This is a genomic window from Kitasatospora sp. NPDC127121, assembly GCF_042677305.1.
Classification (GTDB): Bacteria; Actinomycetota; Actinomycetes; order Streptomycetales; family Streptomycetaceae; genus Kitasatospora.
Genome location: NZ_JBHXTQ010000122.1, coordinates 1 through 18,115, shown reverse-complemented (window position 1 = coordinate 18,115; position 18,115 = coordinate 1). Strand labels below are relative to the sequence as shown.

Here is an 18,115-nt window from a genome sequence, read left to right as displayed (position 1 = left end):
CCGCCGGACGGTCTCAGGAGGCCTTCAGCAGCGGCCGGTTGTTGCACGGCCGGCCGTTCGGGCTGCTGGAACTCCCCCCGGGGGCGTGTCTTGTGGATCAGGACACGCCCTAGCCGACCACCGTAGTACCAGCGGCCGTCGAGCCCGAGCACCAGCGCGCCGCCACCCGCCGTGAAGTGAACCGGCCGACGCCGGAGGCGAGTTGCCGCTACGGGGGGCGCGGCTCCGCGCTCCGGCGTCCCATCGCGTTTCCCCTCCTCGTGCGAGGTGCGGGCGCCCCGCGGAGCGGGGCCCGAACCTTCCGGCACTCAGGAGAGCGGTGGGCCGCGCGGGAATAACGAAAACCTCTTGCGGAATTCGGCCGCTCGCGCGCGGCGGGCCGGGTCGCGCGGAGCGGAGGGGGCAACCCGTGAGCCCCCGGGGACAGCCCCGGACGTGACGGTGCCGGGAAGCGCACTCGGGGGGTGTGCGCTCCCCGGCAACGGGGTGGTGGCGGCCACCCGGCCGGAGTCCCGGGGCCTGGGCTCGGACGGCCGTGACGGGAATGCTAGGGCGTGTCACGGGGCCCTGACCAGAGTCCTGAACTGGCCAATTCCCGCCCAGGACATGCCAGCTGGGGCCGATGACTGACGTACCGTCAACAACCGACCAGGCCGCCGCCCGGCCACCGGAACCGGTCAGGCCGCCGCCCGCACCGGGGCCTGCTGCGCCGCCGCCCGCCCGCCGGCGCAGCCGCCGTGCAGCCGGGCCAGCCCGGCCGCCAGCCCCGCCCGGTCCCCGGCGAGCCACAGGCGCAGCGCGGCGGACAGCGCGGCGCTGGCCGGTCCGCTCGACGGGCCGCCGGTCCGCGCGATCCGCTCGCCCAGCAGCGGCAGCAGGTCCGCGATCGGGGCGGGCAGCCAGAGGGTCAGGGCGCAGGGGGCGGGCCGGGCCAGGACGCGCCGCAGTTGCAGCGCGGAGGCGTCGTCGTGCAGCGCGGGGATGACCTCCAACAGGCCGTCGACCACCACCTCGGAGACGTCCCCGCCGTGACCGCGGGCGAGGGCCCGCAGCAGCGCGCGTTCGGCGGCGGTGATCCGGACGGTCAGCATGACCTCGTCGCAGTCCATGGTCCCGGTTCCCCTGTCGTGGAAGTCGTGGCGGTCGTGGCGGTCGTGGCCATCGGGGCCGGTGGGCCCGCCCCGGTGGTTCTCCTGCCCGTCAACGAGGCTCCGCTACCGGCGTTATCAGGCCGTAGTGGCCGTCGTAGCGGCGGTAGAGCACCCGGGCACGGCCGTCGCCGGGGTCGGCGTAGCAGACGAACGGGCCGCCGGTCAGCCAGAGCCGCCGGGCCGCCTCGGTGAGGTCGAGCGGGTCCGCCGGGTCGGCGCCCGTGGACCGGCCCACCCCGGGCGCGCCGCTGAGCGGGCAGCGGTGGACCAGCGCGTCCCGGCCGGTCACGGCGTCCGCGAAGAGGTGGAACGACCGGTCCAGCGCGAGCAGTTCGCGGGTGGCCTGCTCGGGGGTGCGGCGGGCGAGGACGACCTCCTTGCGCCGGGCGATCCGCCGTTCGGCGAGCGGGCGGGCGGCGTACTGCGGGCGGTAGGCGCTCTCGTGGGCGGCGGCGAATCCGATGTCGCCCTGCTCACGCAGCCGGGCGGCCCGGCCGGCGAGGGTGCCCAGGGCGACGTCGACGGCCTCGCGGGCGGTGGCGGCGGCGAGTTGCACCCGGACCGGACCGGCGCCGGCCAGGTCGACGTCGGCCTGTGCGAGGGCGGGCCGGGCCATGGCCCGGTCGCGCACGCGGGTGAGCCGGATGCGCAGCGCGCGGGTTCCGGGGCCGAGCCCGGCCGCCGTGTCCAGTGCCTGCGCCCGGGCGTACTCGGCGTTCTCGCGCGGCAGCTCGCCGCGGATCTCCACCCGGACGTCGAGGGCGGGCCGGTGGCGCAGACTGGTCATCAGGGTCCTCCTTCTCCCGGACCATGCTGGCCCTCGGGCGGCCGGGCGGCGAGGGTCCAAAGACCCTGCGCGAGGGGACCGGCCCGGATCTTTCCGGTGGGGCCTTCGCCGCAGGTCAGCACCGCGTTCCGGGGCGGTCGGAGCCACTGCGGATGATCGACCGTTGGAGTGATCCACCCGCGTTCGGCGCAACGCCCGTCGAACCGGCGCGTTTGCCATGACGTGCGCCCCTCCAGCCGGGGCACGCGCGGATCCGCGCGAGCCGGCCCCCCACCTCCCGGCCGGCCCGTCGGGGCCCCCGGTACCGTCCGCACCGGCTCCTCTGATGAGAGGTACTGACATGACCCTGCTGACCGAGACGCGGCAACGGGACCTCCCCCCGAGAACCGCACCCACCGCACTCCGCACCACCCCCGCGACCGTCCCCCCGCTCGCCCCCGGCGCCGTCCCCGGCCTCGGCCACGCGGCCGCCCTGCTGCGCGACCCGCTCGGCTTCCTCGGCTCGCTCTCCCGGCACGGCGGCGTCGTCCGGATCCGGCTCGGGCCGCGCACCGTCTGCGTGGTCACCGACGCCCCGCTCGTCCACACCCTGCTCGTCGCGCTCGCCTACAACTGCCCGCGCGGCGCCGTCCAGGACACCCTCAAGACGGCGTTCGGCGACGGCCTGCTGATGTCCGAGGGCCAGGCCCACCGCGACCGCCGCCGGATCATCCAACCCGCCTTCGGGCCGGACCGGATGGCCGAGTACGTCGCCGTGATGCACCAGGTCACCGAGGAGCGGGCCAGGCGCTGGCACCCCGGGCAAGTCCTCGACGTGGCCAAGGAGATGAACCACCTCGCGCTGGAGATCGTCACCCGCTCGCTGTTCGACGCCCGGCTGAGCGAGGATGCCACCCTGGCCTTCCACCAGGCCCTGCCGGACCTGGTGAAGGGCCAGATCGTCCAGTCCCTCTACCCGCACCCGGCGCTCGCCCGGCTGCCGCTGGCGGTCAACCGGCGCTTCGACGCCGCCGTCCGGGTGCTCAACCAGGTCGTCGACCAGGCCGTCAGGCCGACGGGCACCCGATCCGCCGAGCGGGGCGGCACCCTGCCCGCCCTGCTGCGCGCCGCCACCGACCCGGGCACCGGCCGGCCGCTCACCGAGGCGGACGTCCGGTCCGAGGCGATCACCATGTTCGGCGCCGGCACCGAGACCGTCTCCACCACGCTGACCTGGCTCCTCGACGAACTCCTGCGCCACCCCGAGGTGGAGGCCCGGGTGCTCGCCGAACTCGACGAGCACCTGCCCGCCGGAGCCGCCCCCACCCCCGAGGCGCTGGCCAGGCTCACCTACACCCGCAGCGTCACCCAGGAGGTGGTGCGGCTGCACGCGCCCAACGCCTTCCTGATGCGCACCGCCCAGGTGCCGGTGGACCTCGGCCCGTACCGGATCCCGGCCGGCACCGAACTGCTCTACAGCCTCACCGCACTGCACCGCGATCCGGACCGCTACCCGGACCCGCTGCGCTTCCGCCCGGAGCGCTGGCAGTCCGGCGGGGCCGGGCGGCACTCCTTCCTCCCGTTCGGGGCCGGCAAGCACAAGTGCATCGGGGAAGCCTTCGCCTGGGCCGAGCTGACGGTCGCGGCGGCCGCGATCCTGCGCCGCTGGCGGCCGGTGGCCGTCCCCGGCGCCCGGGCCCGGGAAGTGGTGTGGACGACGGTCCAGGCGCACGGGCTGCGCGTGCGGCTGACCCCGCGCGGCGCCCGGGTGCCCCGCCCGGACAGCCCGCCGGACGACCGGGTGGGAGAGGGCCGGGCGGGGGACGACCGAGCGGGAGAGGACCGAGCGGGAGAGGACCGAGCGCGGGACGACCGGGCGGCCGTCGAGGCCCCGCCGGCGGCCCGCTGCCCGGTGAGCATCCCCGCCCCGGCCCCCGCCGCGCCCCAACTCCCGCAACGGTCCGGCGAACTGCGCACCGCCGCGGCCCGGCACGCCGCCTGGGTGGTCGGCCGCAACCTCCTCACCCCGCCCGAGATGACCCGCTACGGGGCCTACGCCCTGCACGAGTTGATCGGCCACGCCTTCCCCCGCGCCCACGGCGCCGACCTCGACCTGCTGGTGGACATGCTGGGCTGGTTCACCATCCTCGACGACCGCTTCGACGGCCCGCCCGGGCGCCGCCCCGTCGAAGCCCGCGACGTCGTCGACCCGCTCATCGACGTCCTGTACCGCACCGGGGCCGATCGGACGGGCGCCTCCGCGCCGGTCGGCGCGGGCCCGGCGCCGCGCTCCGGCGACCACGTGCTCCGCGCCTGGCACGACCTGTGGAGCCGCCAGGCGCAGGGCATGTCCCCCAACTGGCGCGCCCGGGCCGCCCGGGAGTGGCAGGCCTGTCTGGAGACCTTCCCCGCCGAGGCCGAACACCGCGCCCACGGCACCGTCCCCGCCCTCGGCCTGCCCGAGACCATGCGGCTGCGCCGCCACGGCAGCTGTCTCTACCCGTTCATGAACATACTGGAACGGGTCCACGGCGCCGACGCCCCCGCCGCCCTCCACGCGGAGCCCGCACTGCACCGGCTGCGTGCCAACACCGCCGACGCCGCCACGCTGATCAACGACCTGTACTCACTGGAGCGGGAGGAACGCCAGAGCGCGGCCGCCTTCAACACCGTCCTCACCCTGCAACGGATCCGCGGCTGCACCCGCAGCCGGGCCGTCGGCGCCGTCCGCTCCCGGGTCGCCCGGCTGCGGCGGGAGAACGACGCCCTGCGCAGCGACCTGCGTCACCGCCACCCGGCCGGGCGCTGGTACCTGGACGGCACCCGGGAGCTCATCGAGGGCGTCCAGGCCTGGACCAGCACCAGCGACCGCTACCTCGTGACGGACGGCCCTCGGACGTAGGAGGTGCCTACTTGCGGCCGCCGAGCGCGAACAGCAGCAGCACGAAGCCGGCGAACAGGTGCGTGGCGAAGATGTAGATGCCCGCCCGGATGAGCATGGCCTTGCGTCGGCGCTTCTCCTCGCGCGTGCCGTCGCTCGTGCTCTCGCTCATGGCGGGGGTTCTCCTCGGGCCGGCCGGGTCGGGCGCGGGTTCAACGGTCCCGACGGGCTCGAAGGGTTCAACGGGCTCGACGGGCTCGACACGCTCGACCGGCCCGAGGGCCTCGGCGGGCTCAACGGTGCGGCCGGCCGCCGGGCTCGCGCAGTTCGGTGAGCAGCGCGCCCTGGTCGGTGATCAGCTCGGTCAGGATCCGGCGTGCGGCCCGCAGCAGCTCGGCCACGTCCGGGGTGCTGAGCGCGTACACCACGGTGTTGCCCTCGCGGGTGGCGGCGACCAGTTGGGTACGGCGCAGCACCGCGAGCTGCTGGGAGAGGTTGGAGGGCTCGACCTCGATCTCGGCCAGCAGCTCGCGCACCGGCCGGGGTCCGTCCTGGAGCAGTTCCAGCACCCGGATCCGGACCGGATGGCCGAGGGTGCGGAAGAACTCCGCCTTGGCCTGGTACAGCGGGACGGGCATGGTCCGCGTCCCTCCCTCGGGTACGGCTCGGTGAGCGTGCGGCCGCGTCCTCACCGGCGGCCGGCAAGCATCATCGCCACAGATGAAGATTTCTTCAAGTCATCACAGTGGGCGCCCGGCCGTCGTCTGGCGGCCGCCCGGCCCGCCGGGGCCGCCACCGAGTGGTCCACGTCACATCCGGAGGGCGTGCGGGAACGCCGGAAGCCGAGCCCGGGACGCTGCCAACTCCCGGACTCGGCGGTCATGGTGAGGTTCCGTCAGCAGAGTACAGGTACATCCACCTCGACCGGGGCCGGCCCCCGCCAGATCGACTCGACGGCGAAGGTCGCGTGGAGGGTCGAACCGCACGGCACGGTGACGCTGACGCCGTCGACCCGCACGGTGGCGGCCGTGAACACGGCGCGCCCGCTCGCCGAGCCGAGCGACTCGCCGCCGACCACCCCGGCCGACAGGCGGGTGAGCAGTTCCTGCGGCTTCGGCGGCCACGGGGTGTCCGGGGTGGGCGGACCGGCGAGGCCGATCTGCCCGTACAGCACGACGCTGGCGCCGGTGACCTCGGCGCAGACCTTGGTCGACAGCCCGGCCTGCAGGCCGTTGTAGCCGCAGGTCGTCACCGTGGCGGCGGTCTCGGCCGCGCCGCTGGTCGACACGGCGAGCGCCGGAACCGGCGCCGCGAGCAGGGCGACGGCGCCGGCCGCGCCCGAGGCGATCCGGGTGATGCGGTTCATTGCCTCCTCCTTCGGAGGGTACGAGGAACGATCAGAACAGGTGAGGTAGCACATGTGACATTTCACATGCGCCATGAAGAGACTTTGCCATGCGATTCCCATGCCATGACCGCGATTCTGCCTTCGAAGTGCCGAGCAGACCGAAACCAGACCTTTGATGGCGTAATCCCACCCCGGAGGGTCGGGCTCCGCGCACCTGCCACAGCCGGCCTCCCCGGTGCCCGGCGCGGGGCCGGTCGGCCGCCGCCGGCTCAGTCCAGGGAGGCCCGCAGGGCGTCGACCCGGGTGACGGCGGCCGCGAAGGCGGCGCGGTCAAGCCGGCCGGAGTCCAGGGCGTCGGCGAGGGCCGTGGTGGCGTCCTCGGCCTGCTGAGGGTCGCGGGCGGAGCAGAGGATCAGGTCCATCCCGGCCTCGGCGGCGGCCACCGCGCGGTCGCCGGGGCCGCCGTACGGCGCGAGGGCCTCGGCCTCCAGGGCGTCGGTGACGGTGACGCCCCGGAAGCCCAGACGGCCGCGCAGCTCGCCCTCGACCACGGCTGGCGACATCCCCGCCGGGCGGTCCGGGTCGAGCGCCGGGTAGACCGCCCAGGAGGCCATCACCAGCCGGACGCCCGCCGCGATGGCCGCCCGGTAGGGCTCCTCACCGCGGGTGCGCAGCTCGTCCAGCGGCACGGACAGGGTGACGGGGCGGTCATCGGTGTTCTCGCCGTTGACGGCCGAGCCCAGCCCGGGGAAGTGCTTGGCGGTGGCGGCCACGCCCAGGCCCTGCTGGGCGGCGAGGAAGGCGCTGCCCAACTCGCCGACGCCGGCGGGGTCCTGACCGTAGGAGCGCTCATGGCGGTCGATGAAGTTGCCCGGGGTGTCGTAGACGTCCAGCACCGGCGCGAGGTTCACGTTGAGCCCCGCGTCCGCGAGCGTCCCGGCGGCGCCGACCCCGGCGCGGCCCGCCGCGCCGAGCGGGTCGGGGTCCGATCCGGTCCGGCGGGCGGAGAGTTCGGGCGCGCCGGGCAGGCGGCGCACCTTGCCGCCTTCCTGGTCGGTCATCAGCAACAGCCCCTCGGGCACCGGCGACTGCGCCGCCGCCTGCCGCAACTGACCGACGGCCTCGGTGAGTTGCGCCGGGCTCGTGACATTCTCGGCGAACAGGATGACCCCGGCCGCCCGCCCCTCCCGGATCGTCTGCAGCACGCCCGGCGGCGGTGTCGGACCAGCGTAGGAGAGTACGATCCGGCGCCCCGCGAGCTGCCGCGCGTCCTGATCGGCCATCTCCGCCGCCACCGTCCCCTCACCCGGGGCACTGACCCGCCCCGGTATCGACCCCGGTATCGACTCCGGCGCGGACACCGGTACGGACGCCGGTGCGGACGCCGGTGCGGACGCCGACACCGACCCGGCCGGAACCGGCCCGAGCGTGGCCGCCAACACCACCAGCATCGCGCCGAACTGGACGGTGCGCCGAAGCACGGCCATCACGCCTCCCTGAGGTCGGCAGCGGGATACGGCCCGTCAAGGCACCCGAGGCCGTCAAGGCACCCGAGCCCGTCGCCACCATAGCCCGGACCCCGGAGGAGCACACCCGCGCCCGCGCGGACGGGGGACCCGGGCACCGGCCGCCCTCAGACCTCAGACCTCAGCCCTACCGGCGCAGCAACCGCCCCAGGACGGCGATCCCCTCCGCGATCTCCCCCGGCGCACCCGCCGCGTAGCCGAGCACCAGCCCCGGCGGGTACGGCAGGCTCGCGTGCCAGGACAGCGGCTGCACCTTGACGCCCTCGGCGAGCGCCGCCGTGGCCAGTTCGGTGTCCGTGCAGCGGCCCCCGGGCGGCAGGGTGAGCATCAGGTGCAGGCCGGCCGCCGCGCCGTGGACGGTGGCGCCGGGGAGGTGGGCGTGGACGGCGGCGATCATCGCGTCCCGTCGGCGGCGGTGGCGGTGGCGCAACAGCCGCAGGTGGCGGTCGAGTTCGCCGGACTCCATCAGCCGGGCCAGCACCAGCTGCGGCAGCACCGGGTTGCCCAGGTCGGCGAACCGCTTGGCCTCCAGGACGGCCTCGCGCAGCCGCGGCGGCACCAGCAGCCAGCCGGTGCGCAGCGCGGGGGCGAGCAGCTTGGAGATGCTGCCCGCGTAGCAGACCTGCTCCGGCAGGGCGGCGCGCAGCGCGGGGACGGGCGGGCGGTCGTAGCGGTGCTCGGCGTCGTAGTCGTCCTCGATGACCAGGCCGCCCTCGCCCGCCCAGCGCAGCAGTTCGCGCCGCCGCTCGCCGCCGAGGACGACCCCGGTCGGGTACTGGTGGGCCGGGGTGAGCAGGACGGCCGGGGCGCCGGTGGCGCGCAGCGCGTCGACCCGGACGCCCTCGGCGTCGACCGGGACGGGCGGGGTCGCGGCGAGCCAGTGGGCGAGGTGCTGGCGGGCGCCGAGCGAGCCCGGGTCCTCGACGGCGACCTCGGTGACGCCCATCCGGCCGAGGGCCCGGCCGAGCAGGGCGAGGGCCTGGGCCGTCCCGGCGACGATCAGCACCTCGTCCGGGTCGGCGCGGATGCCCCGGTTGCGGGCCAGCCAGTGGGCGACGGCCCGGCGCAGTGCGGGGGTGCCGCGGACGTCGCCGTAGCCGAGGTCGGCGGCGGCGAGGCCGTCGAGGACGGCGCGTTCGGCGCGCAGCCAGGCGGTGCGGGGGAAGGCGGCGAGGTCGGGCACGCCGGGCGTGAGGTCGATCCGGGCGGGCGTGCCGCGCAGCAGGTCGAACACCTCGGGGTCGGGGTCCGCGTGGAACAGGACGGGCTCCGGCCGGGCGCGCGGCGGGGCCGGGGGTGTGGCTGACAACGGGGGCGCGGGCGGCGCCGGAACCGCGACGACGACGGTGCCGCCCCTGCCCCGGCCGGCGATCTGGCCCTCCTCGGCGAGGCGCCGGTAGGCGTCGGTCACCACTCCCCGGGAGACGCCGAGTTCGGCCGCCAGCCCCCGGGTGGCGGGCAGCCTGCTGCCCGTGGGGAGGCGGCCGTCGGCGATGGCCTCGCGCAGCCGGCGGGCGAGCCAGCCGGTCAGGCCGCCGGGCGGGGCGTCGGCGGTGTCGAGCTGGAGGAAGTCGGCGCCCGGGTCCACCTGTTTGGACCTGTCATCCGGTGCTTCTTTGGACCTGTTCACCGGGCCATTGTGGCGTGAGGGTGGGGCCATGACCACGGAAACGGCACCACTGAACGACCGGCAGGACGCCGAAGGCCCCGGCCATAACTACGCCCCCGGCTACGTCCACGGCTACTCGGAGACCGAGGCGCAACGGCTCGGCGACCAGGCGGACACCCTCGCCGAGCTGCTGCACGCGGGCACCGCGTACCCGGCGGGCAGCCGGGTGCTGGAGGCCGGCTGCGGGGTGGGGGCGCAGACCGCGCACCTGCTGGCCGCCAGTCCCGGCGTGCTGCTGACGGCGGTGGACGTCTCGGCGGAGTCGCTGGCGCAGGCCCGGGCCCGGGTGGCGGCCGAGGCGCCCACCGCGCGGGTCACCTGGCACCACGGCGACCTGCACCGACTCCCCTTCCCGGACGGCGCGTTCGACCACGTCTTCGTGTGCTTCGTGCTGGAGCACCTGGCCGATCCGGTGGCCGCGTTGACCGCGCTGCGGCGGGTGCTGCGGCCGGGCGGGACGATCACGGTGATCGAGGGCGACCACGGCTCGGCCTTCTTCCACCCGCAGGGCCCGGCGGCCCGCGACGCGGTCGACCTGCTGGTGCGGCTCCAGGCGGCGGCGGGCGGCGACGCCCTGCTCGGGCGCCGCCTGTACCCGCTCCTGGCGGAGGCCGGCTTCCGGGACGCGGCCGTCCGCCCCCGCACCGTCCACGCCGACGGCGCCCGCCCCGCCCTGGTCGAGGGCTTCACCCGGCGCACCTTCGTCGCGATGGTCGAGGCCGTCCGCACCGAGGCGCTGGCCGCCGGGCTGACCACCCCCGACGCCTTCGACCGCGGCATCGCCGAACTGCGCCGCACGGCCGAGCCGGGCGGGACGTTCCACTACACCTTCTTCAAGGCGGTGGCGGTCAACCCGTAGGCCGGTCGGGCGGGGAGGTCCGCCCGCCTGCCCGCCCGCTCACTCCGGGCTGTCGCCGAGGGCGGCCAGGAGGGTGCGCATGGCGTCGACGAGCGCGGCGGTCCGGGGGGCGTCGAGGCCGGCGAGGAGGAGCCGCTCGGTGGCGAGGTGGTCGGGGAGGGCGCGGTCGATCAGGGCGTGGCCCTCGGGGGTGAGCCCGACCACGCGGCTGCGGCCGTCCTGGTCACTCTGGGTGCGGGTGACCAGGCCGCGGGCCTCCAGACGGTCGAGGCGCTGGGTGATGGCGCCGGAGGTGACCATGGCGGACTGCATCAGTCCGGTGGGGGTGAGGCGGTAGGGCGGGCCGCTGCGTTTGAGGGTGGCGAGGACGTCGAAGGAGGCGGCGTCCAGGCCGTGTTCGCCGAAGGTCCGGTTGAGCTCCGCGTCCATCAGGCGGTAGAGGCGCTTGAGTCGGCCGATCACCTCCATCGGGGAGACGTCCAGGTCGGGGCGCTCGGCGGCCCATTGCGCGACTACTCGGTCCACATGATCTGCATCTGCCACAGGTTCAGGGTAGGGGATTCCGCCGGGATTCCTTAGCGATGAGGTAACTGTGAGCCACGTCACCCCGTCAAAGCGGTGAGAGATGCCTTAGCGCTGAGATACATTTGCTTAGTGCTAAGAAACCGCCTCGGAATCGTGCTGGTGACGGCGATAGCCCCCGCCGTCTGGGGGTCGACGTACATCGTCACCACCGAACTGCTCCCGCCCCACCGTCCACTCCTCGCGGCCGTCCTCCGGGCCCTGCCCGCAGGACTGCTGCTGATCGCCGTCACCCGCCAGCTGCCGAAGGGCAGCTGGTGGTGGCGCGCACTGGTCCTCGGCGCGCTGAACATCGGCGCCTTCCTCGCCCTCCTCTTCATCGCCGCCTACCGCCTCCCCGGCGGGGTCGCCGCCACCGTCGGCGCCGTCCAGCCGCTGATCACCGCCGGACTCTCGGCCGCACTGCTCGGCGACCGGCTCACACCGCGCACGGTGATCTGCGGCATCGCGGGGGTCGCGGGGGTCAGCCTGCTGGTCCTGCGGGCCAACGCCCAGCTGGACGCCGTCGGCGTGGCCGCCGCGCTCGCCGGCGCGGTCGTCATGGCCACCGGCGTCGTCCTCTCCAAGCGCTGGGTCTCCCCCGCCCCGCTGCTCGCCACCACCGGCTGGCAGCTCACCGCCGGCGGACTGCTGCTGGTGCCGGTCGCGCTGTTCGTCGAGGGCGCCCCGCCGTCCCACCTCACCGGCGGCAACCTGCTCGGCTACGGCTACCTCAGCCTGATCGGCGCGGCGCTCACGTACGCGCTCTGGTTCCGCGGGATCCGGGCACTACCGCCGACCTCGGTCTCCTTCCTCTCGCTGCTCAGCCCGGTGGTCGCCACCGCGATCGGCTGGCTGGCCCTCGGGCAGGACCTCAGCCCGCTCCAGGCGCTCGGCGCACTGATCGTCCTCGGCTCACTGATCGCGGCCCAGACCCGGCGACGCCCCGGCACCACCGCGCCCGCCGTACCCAGCGCCCCGGCCGCCGCGCCGCCCGTCCGCGAGAACGCCTGACCCCGCCCCGCTCCCGCCGAACTCCCCTCCGCACTCCCCGACCCCCGTCCAGCAGCCGCTGGCACCCACCGCACCAGGAGAACCTCCATGCACATCACCGTGTTCGGCGCCACCGGCAACGTCGGCAGCCGGGTGGTGACCGAGGCGCTCGCCCGCCACCACCGGATCACCGCCGTCCTGCGCGACCCCGCCAAACCGCACGGCCTGCCGGCCGCCGTCGCCCTCGGTGTCGGCGACGCCCGCAACCCCGAGGACGTCGCCCGCCTCGCCGCCGGGCAGGACCTGGTGATCACCGCCACCCGCCCGGCGCCCGGCAGCGAGCACGAGCTGTCCGCCGCCACCCGGGGCCTGCTGGCCGGTCTCGCCGGAACGGGCGTGCGACTGATGGCCGTCGGCGGCGCGGGCAGCCTCACCCTCCCCGGCCGCGGCGGGACGACCCTCGCCGACGACCCCGGCTTCCCCGCCGAACTCCAGCCGATCGCCCGGGCCTGCCGCGAGCAGCTCGACCTCTACCGCGCCGCCGACCCGGACGTCGACTGGACCTACCTGAGCCCCGCCGCCCTGCTCGAACCCGGCGAGCGCACCGGCCGCTTCCGGCTCGGACGGGACGAACTGCTGGTGGACGCCGAGGGCGCCTCGGTGATCTCCATGGAAGACCTCGCCGTCGCCCTGCTCGACGAGGCCGAACAGCCCGCGCACCGCCGCACCCGCTTCACCGCCGCCTACTGACCTGGGGCGATCCTCCGTGTCCGGGGTGTACCCAGCACCACCCCGGACACGGAACCCCGCATGATCGACCGTCAGGGCGGGCTCGGACAGGATCATTCCCGTGAACACCAACGCATCGAACACCACGGCCTCGCACACCACCGCGCTGAACACCACCGCGCCGAACACCACCGCCTCGCACACCCCGGCGGCCGGCGCCACCGCCTCCCGCACCCGGCGCGCCGCCGTGGCCGTCGTCGCCGCCGTCCTGGCCGGCCTCGCCGTGCCGGCCACCGCCAGCGCCGCCCCGGACGCCGGCCGGAACCCGGGCGACGCCGAGGTCGCCCCCGCCCGCTACACCCACCAGACCCTCGCCTGGCAGCCCTGCGCCAAGCAGCCGGCGCTGGACTGCGCCACCATGACCGCCCCGCGCGACTGGCACCACGCCGACGCCGGCGCCGACGTGACGATCGCCGTCTCCCGGCACCGCGCCGGCGACCCGGCCAAGCGCAAGGGCACGCTGCTGATGGCCGCCGGCGGCCCCGGCGCGTCGGGCCTGCTGCGCCCGGCGAACCTGGCCACCGCCGCCCCGGCCGTCGGCGCCGCGTACGACATCGTGGGCTTCGACCAGCGCGGGGTCGGCGAGAGCACCCGGGCCGTGTGCCAGACGCCGGAGGAGTTCCAGGACTTCCTGGCCGGCGACTTCCGCGACCAGTCCCCGGCGGCGATCGACCGGGTGGTCGCCAACTCCAAGAAGCTGGCCGCCAGTTGCCAGGAGCGCACGGGCGACCTGCTGCCCTACCTGAACACCGAGCAGACCGCCCACGACATCGACCTGTTCCGCGGCCTGCTCGGCGAGCAGAAGCTCAGCTACTTCGGCCCGTCCTACGCCTCGATGATCGGGGCCTACTACGGAACGCTCTTCCCGCACCGGGTCGAGCGGATGGTCCTGGACAGCAACATCGGCTTCGACGGCACCTGGGAGAAGTTCGAACTGGGCCAGCCGATGAGCTTCCAGCGCCGCTTCGACGAGGACTTCGTGCCGTGGCTGGCGGCCCGCGACGCCACCTACCACTGGGGCTCCACCCCCGAGGAGGTGCAGGCGCGCTGGGAGCAGCGGCGCGCCGCGCTGCACGACCGGCCCATCGTCGACGGCTCCCTGACGATCGGCCCGAACCAGCTGGACAACGGCGCGATCAGCGCGATCTACGAGCGGGACACCTTCCCCTTCCTCGCCCAGGCCCTGACCGCGGTCGACGACTGGCAGGGGGCCGACCCCGCGGCCAAGGCGATGGCCGGGCGGCTGTTCGGCCAGTACCTCAGCCCGGAGTTCCTCGCCGAGTACTTCTCGGTGACCTGCAACGACACCCCGTGGACCAAGGACATGGACACCTGGGTCCAGCACGGCGCGGAGAACACCGCGCGCTACCCGCTGGTGGGCGCCCGCACGCTGGCCTTCAGCGCGGTCTGCGCGGCTTGGCCGACCGCGCCCGCCCCCAAGGTCAAGGTGACCGGCGCCCACCTGCCGACGGTGCTGATGCTCAACTCGGTGCACGACCCGGCGACGTACTACGAGGCGGCGCTCGGCGCACACCGCGCGCTGCGCGGCTCCAAGCTGGTGACCGTCACCGGGAGCGGCGACCACGGCCAGTACCCCACCGCCAACTCCTGCGTCACGAACGTCGTCGAGAGCTACCTGCTGGGCGACCGCGCCCCCGAGCGCGACCTCGTCTGCCCCACCCCGCAGGCGGGTTGAGCGCCTGGCCGCTCCACCGCGGCCGTCGAAGCGCGCGTCGGGTGAGGCCCAGCGGGGCGCGATTGGCCGAAAGACTGCCAAAGTCCAAGCGGGCGGGCGCTGTTGTGCCTCACCACTCCCGGCTCCGGGGAATACTGCGATGGACGTAGTCGCCACACACAGGAGCGCGCCATGGTGAAGGTCGTCGAGACCACGGATACCCAGATCACCGCCGCAGTGGCCGAGCAGGCGCAGGAGGCCGACCTCGGCCTGCTGCGCCAGTGCTTCCTGGTGCTGACGAAGACGCGCCTCTTCGGCCAGCCGCGCGAGCAGGAGAAGCTCCGGGTCTACCACTTCGACCACGGCCTGGTGCACGAGGGCGGCGGCCTGGAGCTCACGGTCTTCCGCTGGGACGAGGTCTCGACCGTGATGCAGTCGACCACCGCCCACTACACGCACAGCATCTACACCGAAACGGACTTCTCCTACCAGTTCACCCGGGACGACGGGGAGACGTTCACGATCGACGGCAAGTACCGCGACCCGCGGCGCGCCAAGCTCAGCGGCGGGGACAAAGGCACCCAGCTGGGCAGGTGGGCGGAGTTGGGCGAGACCGCCGCACACTACGTCGCGGCCACCCAGCTGTCCGGGGCCAGGGCCTCACTGGCGGACGGAGAGGAACTGGCCTTCGGTGACCTGCTGGTCAGCTCGGCCGGGCTGAGCACGGTGAAGCGCGGTTTCGTGCCCTGGTCCGACATCAAGTCGATCAGCGTGGTCAACGGCTACCTGGTGGTCAAGAAGGACGGCAAGTTCCTCTCGCTGTCGAACACCGCGGTCAGCCGGATCCCGAACTACGCGCTCTTCATGATGCTGCTGGGCCGTTCCGGCTGACGCACGGCCGGCCCGGACGGGCCCTGGAGCGCCGTCAGGACGGCGAGTCGCTCGCCGAACGCCCCAGCCGCGACCGGAGCCAGGCGAAGGCGGCGGCGAGCCCGGCGAAGCCCCCGACGGCGAGCTTGATACCGGCCTTGGCGACGATCCAGCCGACCCAGGGGACGCTCCAGCCCAGCCAGTGGAAGACGGCCAGCAGGACGGCGGCGCCGCAGAGGGCGGCGAGCACCGTGACGGCCACGGCGGCGGCCCGCGAGAGCTCTCGCGGGCCGTCGCCCGTCGCGTCCTGCGCCTGGTCGCCCGTCAGTTGCTTCGCGTCCCCATCACCCATGGGGATCATCCTACGGATTCCTCACCGGCTTCCTCACCGACGGGCGCGATGGGTGTCGCCGAGGTGCTCGCCGGTCTCGTCGTCGGGGAAGCTGACGGCGAGGGTGACGCGGTACTCGTCCACGTCCTCGCGGTGCCCCGGCACCCGGGCCCAGGCCAGCGAGTGCACCTCGGCCCCGGGGGCCTGCCGGCACCAGGCGGCGGCCTCCTCCAGTACGCGGGCGGCCGAACGCCCGGTGCACACCACGGCGGTGTACGCGGCGACGGCGAGGTCCCCACCGCTGCGGGCGACCCGCGAGACCGCCCGGACGGCGGCCGCGGCCTGGGTCAGGTCGCGGGCCAGGTCGTCGACCACCCGAGGGGGAGTCGGCAGGACGACCGCCCCCTCGGCGACGGTCTCGGGCAGGTTCGCGCTCACAGTCCGGGCCTCCATCCGCATGGTCACGGGGCACAGCATGCCGGGCGGAGATTCCTGGCATGCCCTTTTCACCAGAACGTCACCCGTCCAGGGGCGAGTTGGGGCCGCCCCCTGGCGTCCGCACGCCCGCCCTGGTAGGGAAACACCCACCCGGCGGCCGGTATCCACGCAGGTCAGGAGGGTCGACGGCGGGCGCCGCCGGGGAGCCCGGAACGACGCGCACGCACCACCCCCGCGCCCCGGACCGCCGGTCCGGGCCCCTGCACGCCCGGCCCACCACCGGCACGCCCCCGGTCAACTCCCTTGGCAGAAAAGGGAGATGCCGCCGACACCCGACCCGGACACCTCTCCGGCGCCGACACCGGGCCGGCGGACGGAACCTGCGGGGAACGCGCACGCACGCCAACTCGCTTACCCGGCAGGGCCGTCGGCCCGCCCGGCCGCGACGCGGATCCGGCCCCGACCCGAGCCCGAGCGGCAGCTCCCCCGCCCCTGGTGACGTGCGGCTTGTGACGCCGGTGCCGGGCCGGGGCAACCTCCGGCCACCCCTGTCGCGTCAGATCGTCGTGATACTAATCGTTGCGACTGTGGGAGCCGCCGGCCGGCGGCAGGCACGATGACGGCGGTTCATCCGTTCCGGGAGGGCCGGGACGGCTACGGGGAGGGGCACGGTATGACGGCGAGGTTCGGCAAGGTGCAGGGCGGGCGCGGGCTGCGGCTCGGCAAGCGGGTCACGGGGACGGCTGCGGCCTTCACCGCACTCGCCGCACTGACGGGCTCCCAGGTGACGGGCTTCGGGCTCGCCCCGGTCGCGGCCGCCGACGCCGTGACGGCGCCGGACACCGCCGGCTCACCGGCCGGTGGCGGCCCGACCGCCGGCGCCGGCGGCACCTTCGGCACCGGCCTCCCGGCCGACGGCGGCGGCACCGTCCAACTGCCGCAGCCGCCCGGCACGGTGCCCGGCGCGCCCACCGCCGGCCCCTTCGCCGCCACCGGCCCGGCCCTGCCCGCGACCGTGCTCGCCGCTTACCGCCAGGCCGAGGCCTCGGCCGCGCAGCGCTCGCCCGGCTGCCACCTGCCGTGGCAACTGCTGGCCGCGATCGGCCAGGTCGAGTCCGGCCAGGCCAACGGCGGCCAGGTGGACGCGGCGGGGACGACCCTCACCCCGATCCTCGGACCGGCCCTGGACGGCAACGGCTTCGCCGCGATACCCGACAGCGACGGCGGGCGCTACGACGGCGACGCGCGCTGGGACCGCGCCGTCGGACCGATGCAGTTCATCCCCTCCACCTGGGCGACCTGGGACACGGACGCCAACGGCGACGGCAAGGCCGACCCGAACAACATCTTCGACGCCGCCGAGAGCGCCGCCCGCTACCTGTGCGCGGGCGGGCGCGACCTCGCCGACCCGGCGCAGCTCGACCGGGCGATCCTCAGCTACAACAACTCGGGCGAGTACCTGCGGACGGTCCGCAACTGGATGGCGCACTACGGCAGCGGCACCGTCACCACCGTGCCGAACCGCCCGGCCTCCTCGACCCCGCCGGCCTCGCTGCCGTCCCCGCTCCTGCCGCTCGTGCCGCTGCTGCCCCCGACCGGGACGACTCCGGGCGCCACCACCGGGACGCCAAGCGCCCCCGCGACCACCCCGATCCCGGGCGGGCAGCCCTCGCCGAGCGCGCAGCCGACCTCGCCGGCCCCGACGCAGTCGTCCTCCGCGCAGCCGACGACGGACCCGAGCACCACCCCGACGGGCACGCCCAGCAGCACGCCGCCGTCGACCGCGCCGGCCACGCCGTCCGGCACGCCGTCGACCACTCCGTCGGGCACCCCGTCCGGAACGCCGTCGGGCACCCCGTCCGGAACGCCGTCCGGCACCCCCACCACGACGCCGACCACGACGCCGACCGGAACGCCCACCGGCTGCCCGAGCCCGACGGCCACGGCCACGACCACCCCGACGGGCAGCCCGTCCCCGACGGCCACCCCGACCGGAACGCCCACCGGCACCCCGGCCGCCCCCGGGTGCGCCACGGCGACGCCGACCCCCGGCGGCACCCCCACCCCGGGCGGCACCCCCTCCTCCGCCGCCCCGAGCACGACCCCCAGCGCGGGCCTCTCCCCCTCGGCCGCCCCGCCGACCCGCTGACACCGCCTCATCCGCCGACGGCCCGCACCCCAGGTGCGGGCCGTACCGGTAGCCCACCCCCACCCCAAAGCGACCCATAACGAGTACGAGAACCAAGCCAACGACCGAA

At 75.2% G+C, this 18,115-nt stretch carries 17 protein-coding genes; 7 read left to right on the top strand and 10 right to left on the bottom strand.

The features are described from left to right. Positions 1–677: 677 nt before the first annotated feature. Together ACFVHI_RS35365 and ACFVHI_RS35360 are read right to left on the bottom strand one after the other, a co-directional pair. Positions 678–1,109 (bottom strand): hypothetical protein, encoded by a 432-nt coding sequence (locus tag ACFVHI_RS35365; protein ID WP_363374611.1) that lies wholly within the window; start codon positions 1,107–1,109, stop codon positions 678–680. A gap of 91 nt (positions 1,110–1,200) precedes the next feature. Further along, positions 1,201–1,938: a sigma 54 modulation/S30EA ribosomal C-terminal domain-containing protein gene (locus ACFVHI_RS35360; protein ID WP_380346046.1), complete on the bottom strand. Its 738-nt coding sequence runs from the start codon at positions 1,936–1,938 to the stop codon at positions 1,201–1,203. Positions 1,939–2,278: 340 nt separating this feature from the next. On the opposite strand from ACFVHI_RS35360, the gene ACFVHI_RS35355 reads away from it, so the two are divergent. After that, the gene (locus tag ACFVHI_RS35355; protein ID WP_380346045.1) at positions 2,279–4,819 is read left to right on the top strand and encodes a cytochrome P450; all 2,541 of its coding nucleotides are present in this window, start codon (positions 2,279–2,281) and stop codon (positions 4,817–4,819) included. A 7-nt stretch (positions 4,820–4,826) separates the two neighbouring features. Here ACFVHI_RS35355 and ACFVHI_RS35350 read toward each other — a convergent pair whose 3' ends face one another. The 5 genes from ACFVHI_RS35350 to ACFVHI_RS35330 all read right to left on the bottom strand — a co-directional run bounded on the left by ACFVHI_RS35350 (position 4,827) and on the right by ACFVHI_RS35330 (position 9,332). After that, entirely contained in the window at positions 4,827–4,970 is a 144-nt protein-coding gene (locus tag ACFVHI_RS35350; RefSeq protein WP_159398578.1) for a DUF6126 family protein, read from the bottom strand. Positions 4,971–5,091: 121 nt separating this feature from the next. Then, positions 5,092–5,436, bottom strand: a complete 345-nt coding sequence (locus ACFVHI_RS35345) for a helix-turn-helix transcriptional regulator (protein WP_063350638.1) — start codon at positions 5,434–5,436, stop codon at positions 5,092–5,094. 257 nt (positions 5,437–5,693) lie between these two features. After that, complete coding sequence (locus ACFVHI_RS35340) at positions 5,694–6,164, bottom strand: hypothetical protein (RefSeq protein ID WP_380346043.1); 471 nt, start codon at positions 6,162–6,164, stop codon at positions 5,694–5,696. A 251-nt stretch (positions 6,165–6,415) separates the two neighbouring features. Further along, positions 6,416–7,633: a glycoside hydrolase family 3 N-terminal domain-containing protein gene (locus ACFVHI_RS35335; RefSeq protein WP_380346041.1), complete on the bottom strand. Its 1,218-nt coding sequence runs from the start codon at positions 7,631–7,633 to the stop codon at positions 6,416–6,418. 166 nt (positions 7,634–7,799) lie between these two features. Next, entirely contained in the window at positions 7,800–9,332 is a 1,533-nt protein-coding gene (locus ACFVHI_RS35330) for a PLP-dependent aminotransferase family protein (protein WP_380346039.1), read from the bottom strand. Between ACFVHI_RS35330 and ACFVHI_RS35325 the strand changes: the two genes are divergently transcribed. After that, positions 9,331–10,200: an L-histidine N(alpha)-methyltransferase gene (locus ACFVHI_RS35325; protein WP_380346037.1), complete on the top strand. Its 870-nt coding sequence runs from the start codon at positions 9,331–9,333 to the stop codon at positions 10,198–10,200. The two genes, ACFVHI_RS35330 and ACFVHI_RS35325, sit on opposite strands and share 2 nt — an antisense overlap. 39 nt (positions 10,201–10,239) lie before the next feature. Here the strand turns inward: ACFVHI_RS35325 and ACFVHI_RS35320 are convergent, their stop codons facing one another. Further along, a complete protein-coding gene (locus ACFVHI_RS35320; RefSeq protein ID WP_063350635.1) occupies positions 10,240–10,743 on the bottom strand; it encodes a MarR family winged helix-turn-helix transcriptional regulator in 504 nt (167 codons plus the stop codon). A gap of 111 nt (positions 10,744–10,854) precedes the next feature. On the opposite strand from ACFVHI_RS35320, the gene ACFVHI_RS35315 reads away from it, so the two are divergent. The 4 genes from ACFVHI_RS35315 (at position 10,855) to ACFVHI_RS35300 (ending at position 15,109) form a co-directional block, all read left to right on the top strand. Further along, a complete protein-coding gene (locus tag ACFVHI_RS35315) occupies positions 10,855–11,775 on the top strand; it encodes an EamA family transporter (RefSeq protein WP_380346035.1) in 921 nt (306 codons plus the stop codon). An 87-nt stretch (positions 11,776–11,862) separates the two neighbouring features. After that, on the top strand, positions 11,863–12,504 hold the full coding sequence (locus ACFVHI_RS35310) for an NAD(P)-dependent oxidoreductase (RefSeq protein ID WP_380346034.1): 642 nt from the start codon (positions 11,863–11,865) through the stop codon (positions 12,502–12,504). 100 nt (positions 12,505–12,604) lie between these two features. Beyond that, the gene (locus ACFVHI_RS35305; RefSeq protein WP_380346033.1) at positions 12,605–14,239 is read left to right on the top strand and encodes an alpha/beta hydrolase; all 1,635 of its coding nucleotides are present in this window, start codon (positions 12,605–12,607) and stop codon (positions 14,237–14,239) included. Positions 14,240–14,410: 171 nt separating this feature from the next. Continuing rightward, the gene (locus ACFVHI_RS35300; RefSeq protein WP_380346031.1) at positions 14,411–15,109 is read left to right on the top strand and encodes a DUF6585 family protein; all 699 of its coding nucleotides are present in this window, start codon (positions 14,411–14,413) and stop codon (positions 15,107–15,109) included. A gap of 34 nt (positions 15,110–15,143) precedes the next feature. Here the strand turns inward: ACFVHI_RS35300 and ACFVHI_RS35295 are convergent, their stop codons facing one another. Both ACFVHI_RS35295 and ACFVHI_RS35290 read right to left on the bottom strand, forming a co-directional pair. Continuing rightward, positions 15,144–15,440 carry a hypothetical protein gene (locus ACFVHI_RS35295; RefSeq protein WP_380346029.1) on the bottom strand — a complete coding sequence of 99 codons (297 nt, stop codon included), beginning with the start codon at positions 15,438–15,440 and terminating at the stop codon, positions 15,144–15,146. A 33-nt stretch (positions 15,441–15,473) separates the two neighbouring features. Beyond that, positions 15,474–15,857: a hypothetical protein gene (locus ACFVHI_RS35290; protein WP_159398576.1), complete on the bottom strand. Its 384-nt coding sequence runs from the start codon at positions 15,855–15,857 to the stop codon at positions 15,474–15,476. Between the two features lie 673 nt (positions 15,858–16,530). Between ACFVHI_RS35290 and ACFVHI_RS35285 the strand changes: the two genes are divergently transcribed. Next, positions 16,531–18,006: a lytic transglycosylase domain-containing protein gene (locus ACFVHI_RS35285; protein ID WP_380346027.1), complete on the top strand. Its 1,476-nt coding sequence runs from the start codon at positions 16,531–16,533 to the stop codon at positions 18,004–18,006. The last annotated feature ends 109 nt before the right edge of the window (positions 18,007–18,115 follow it).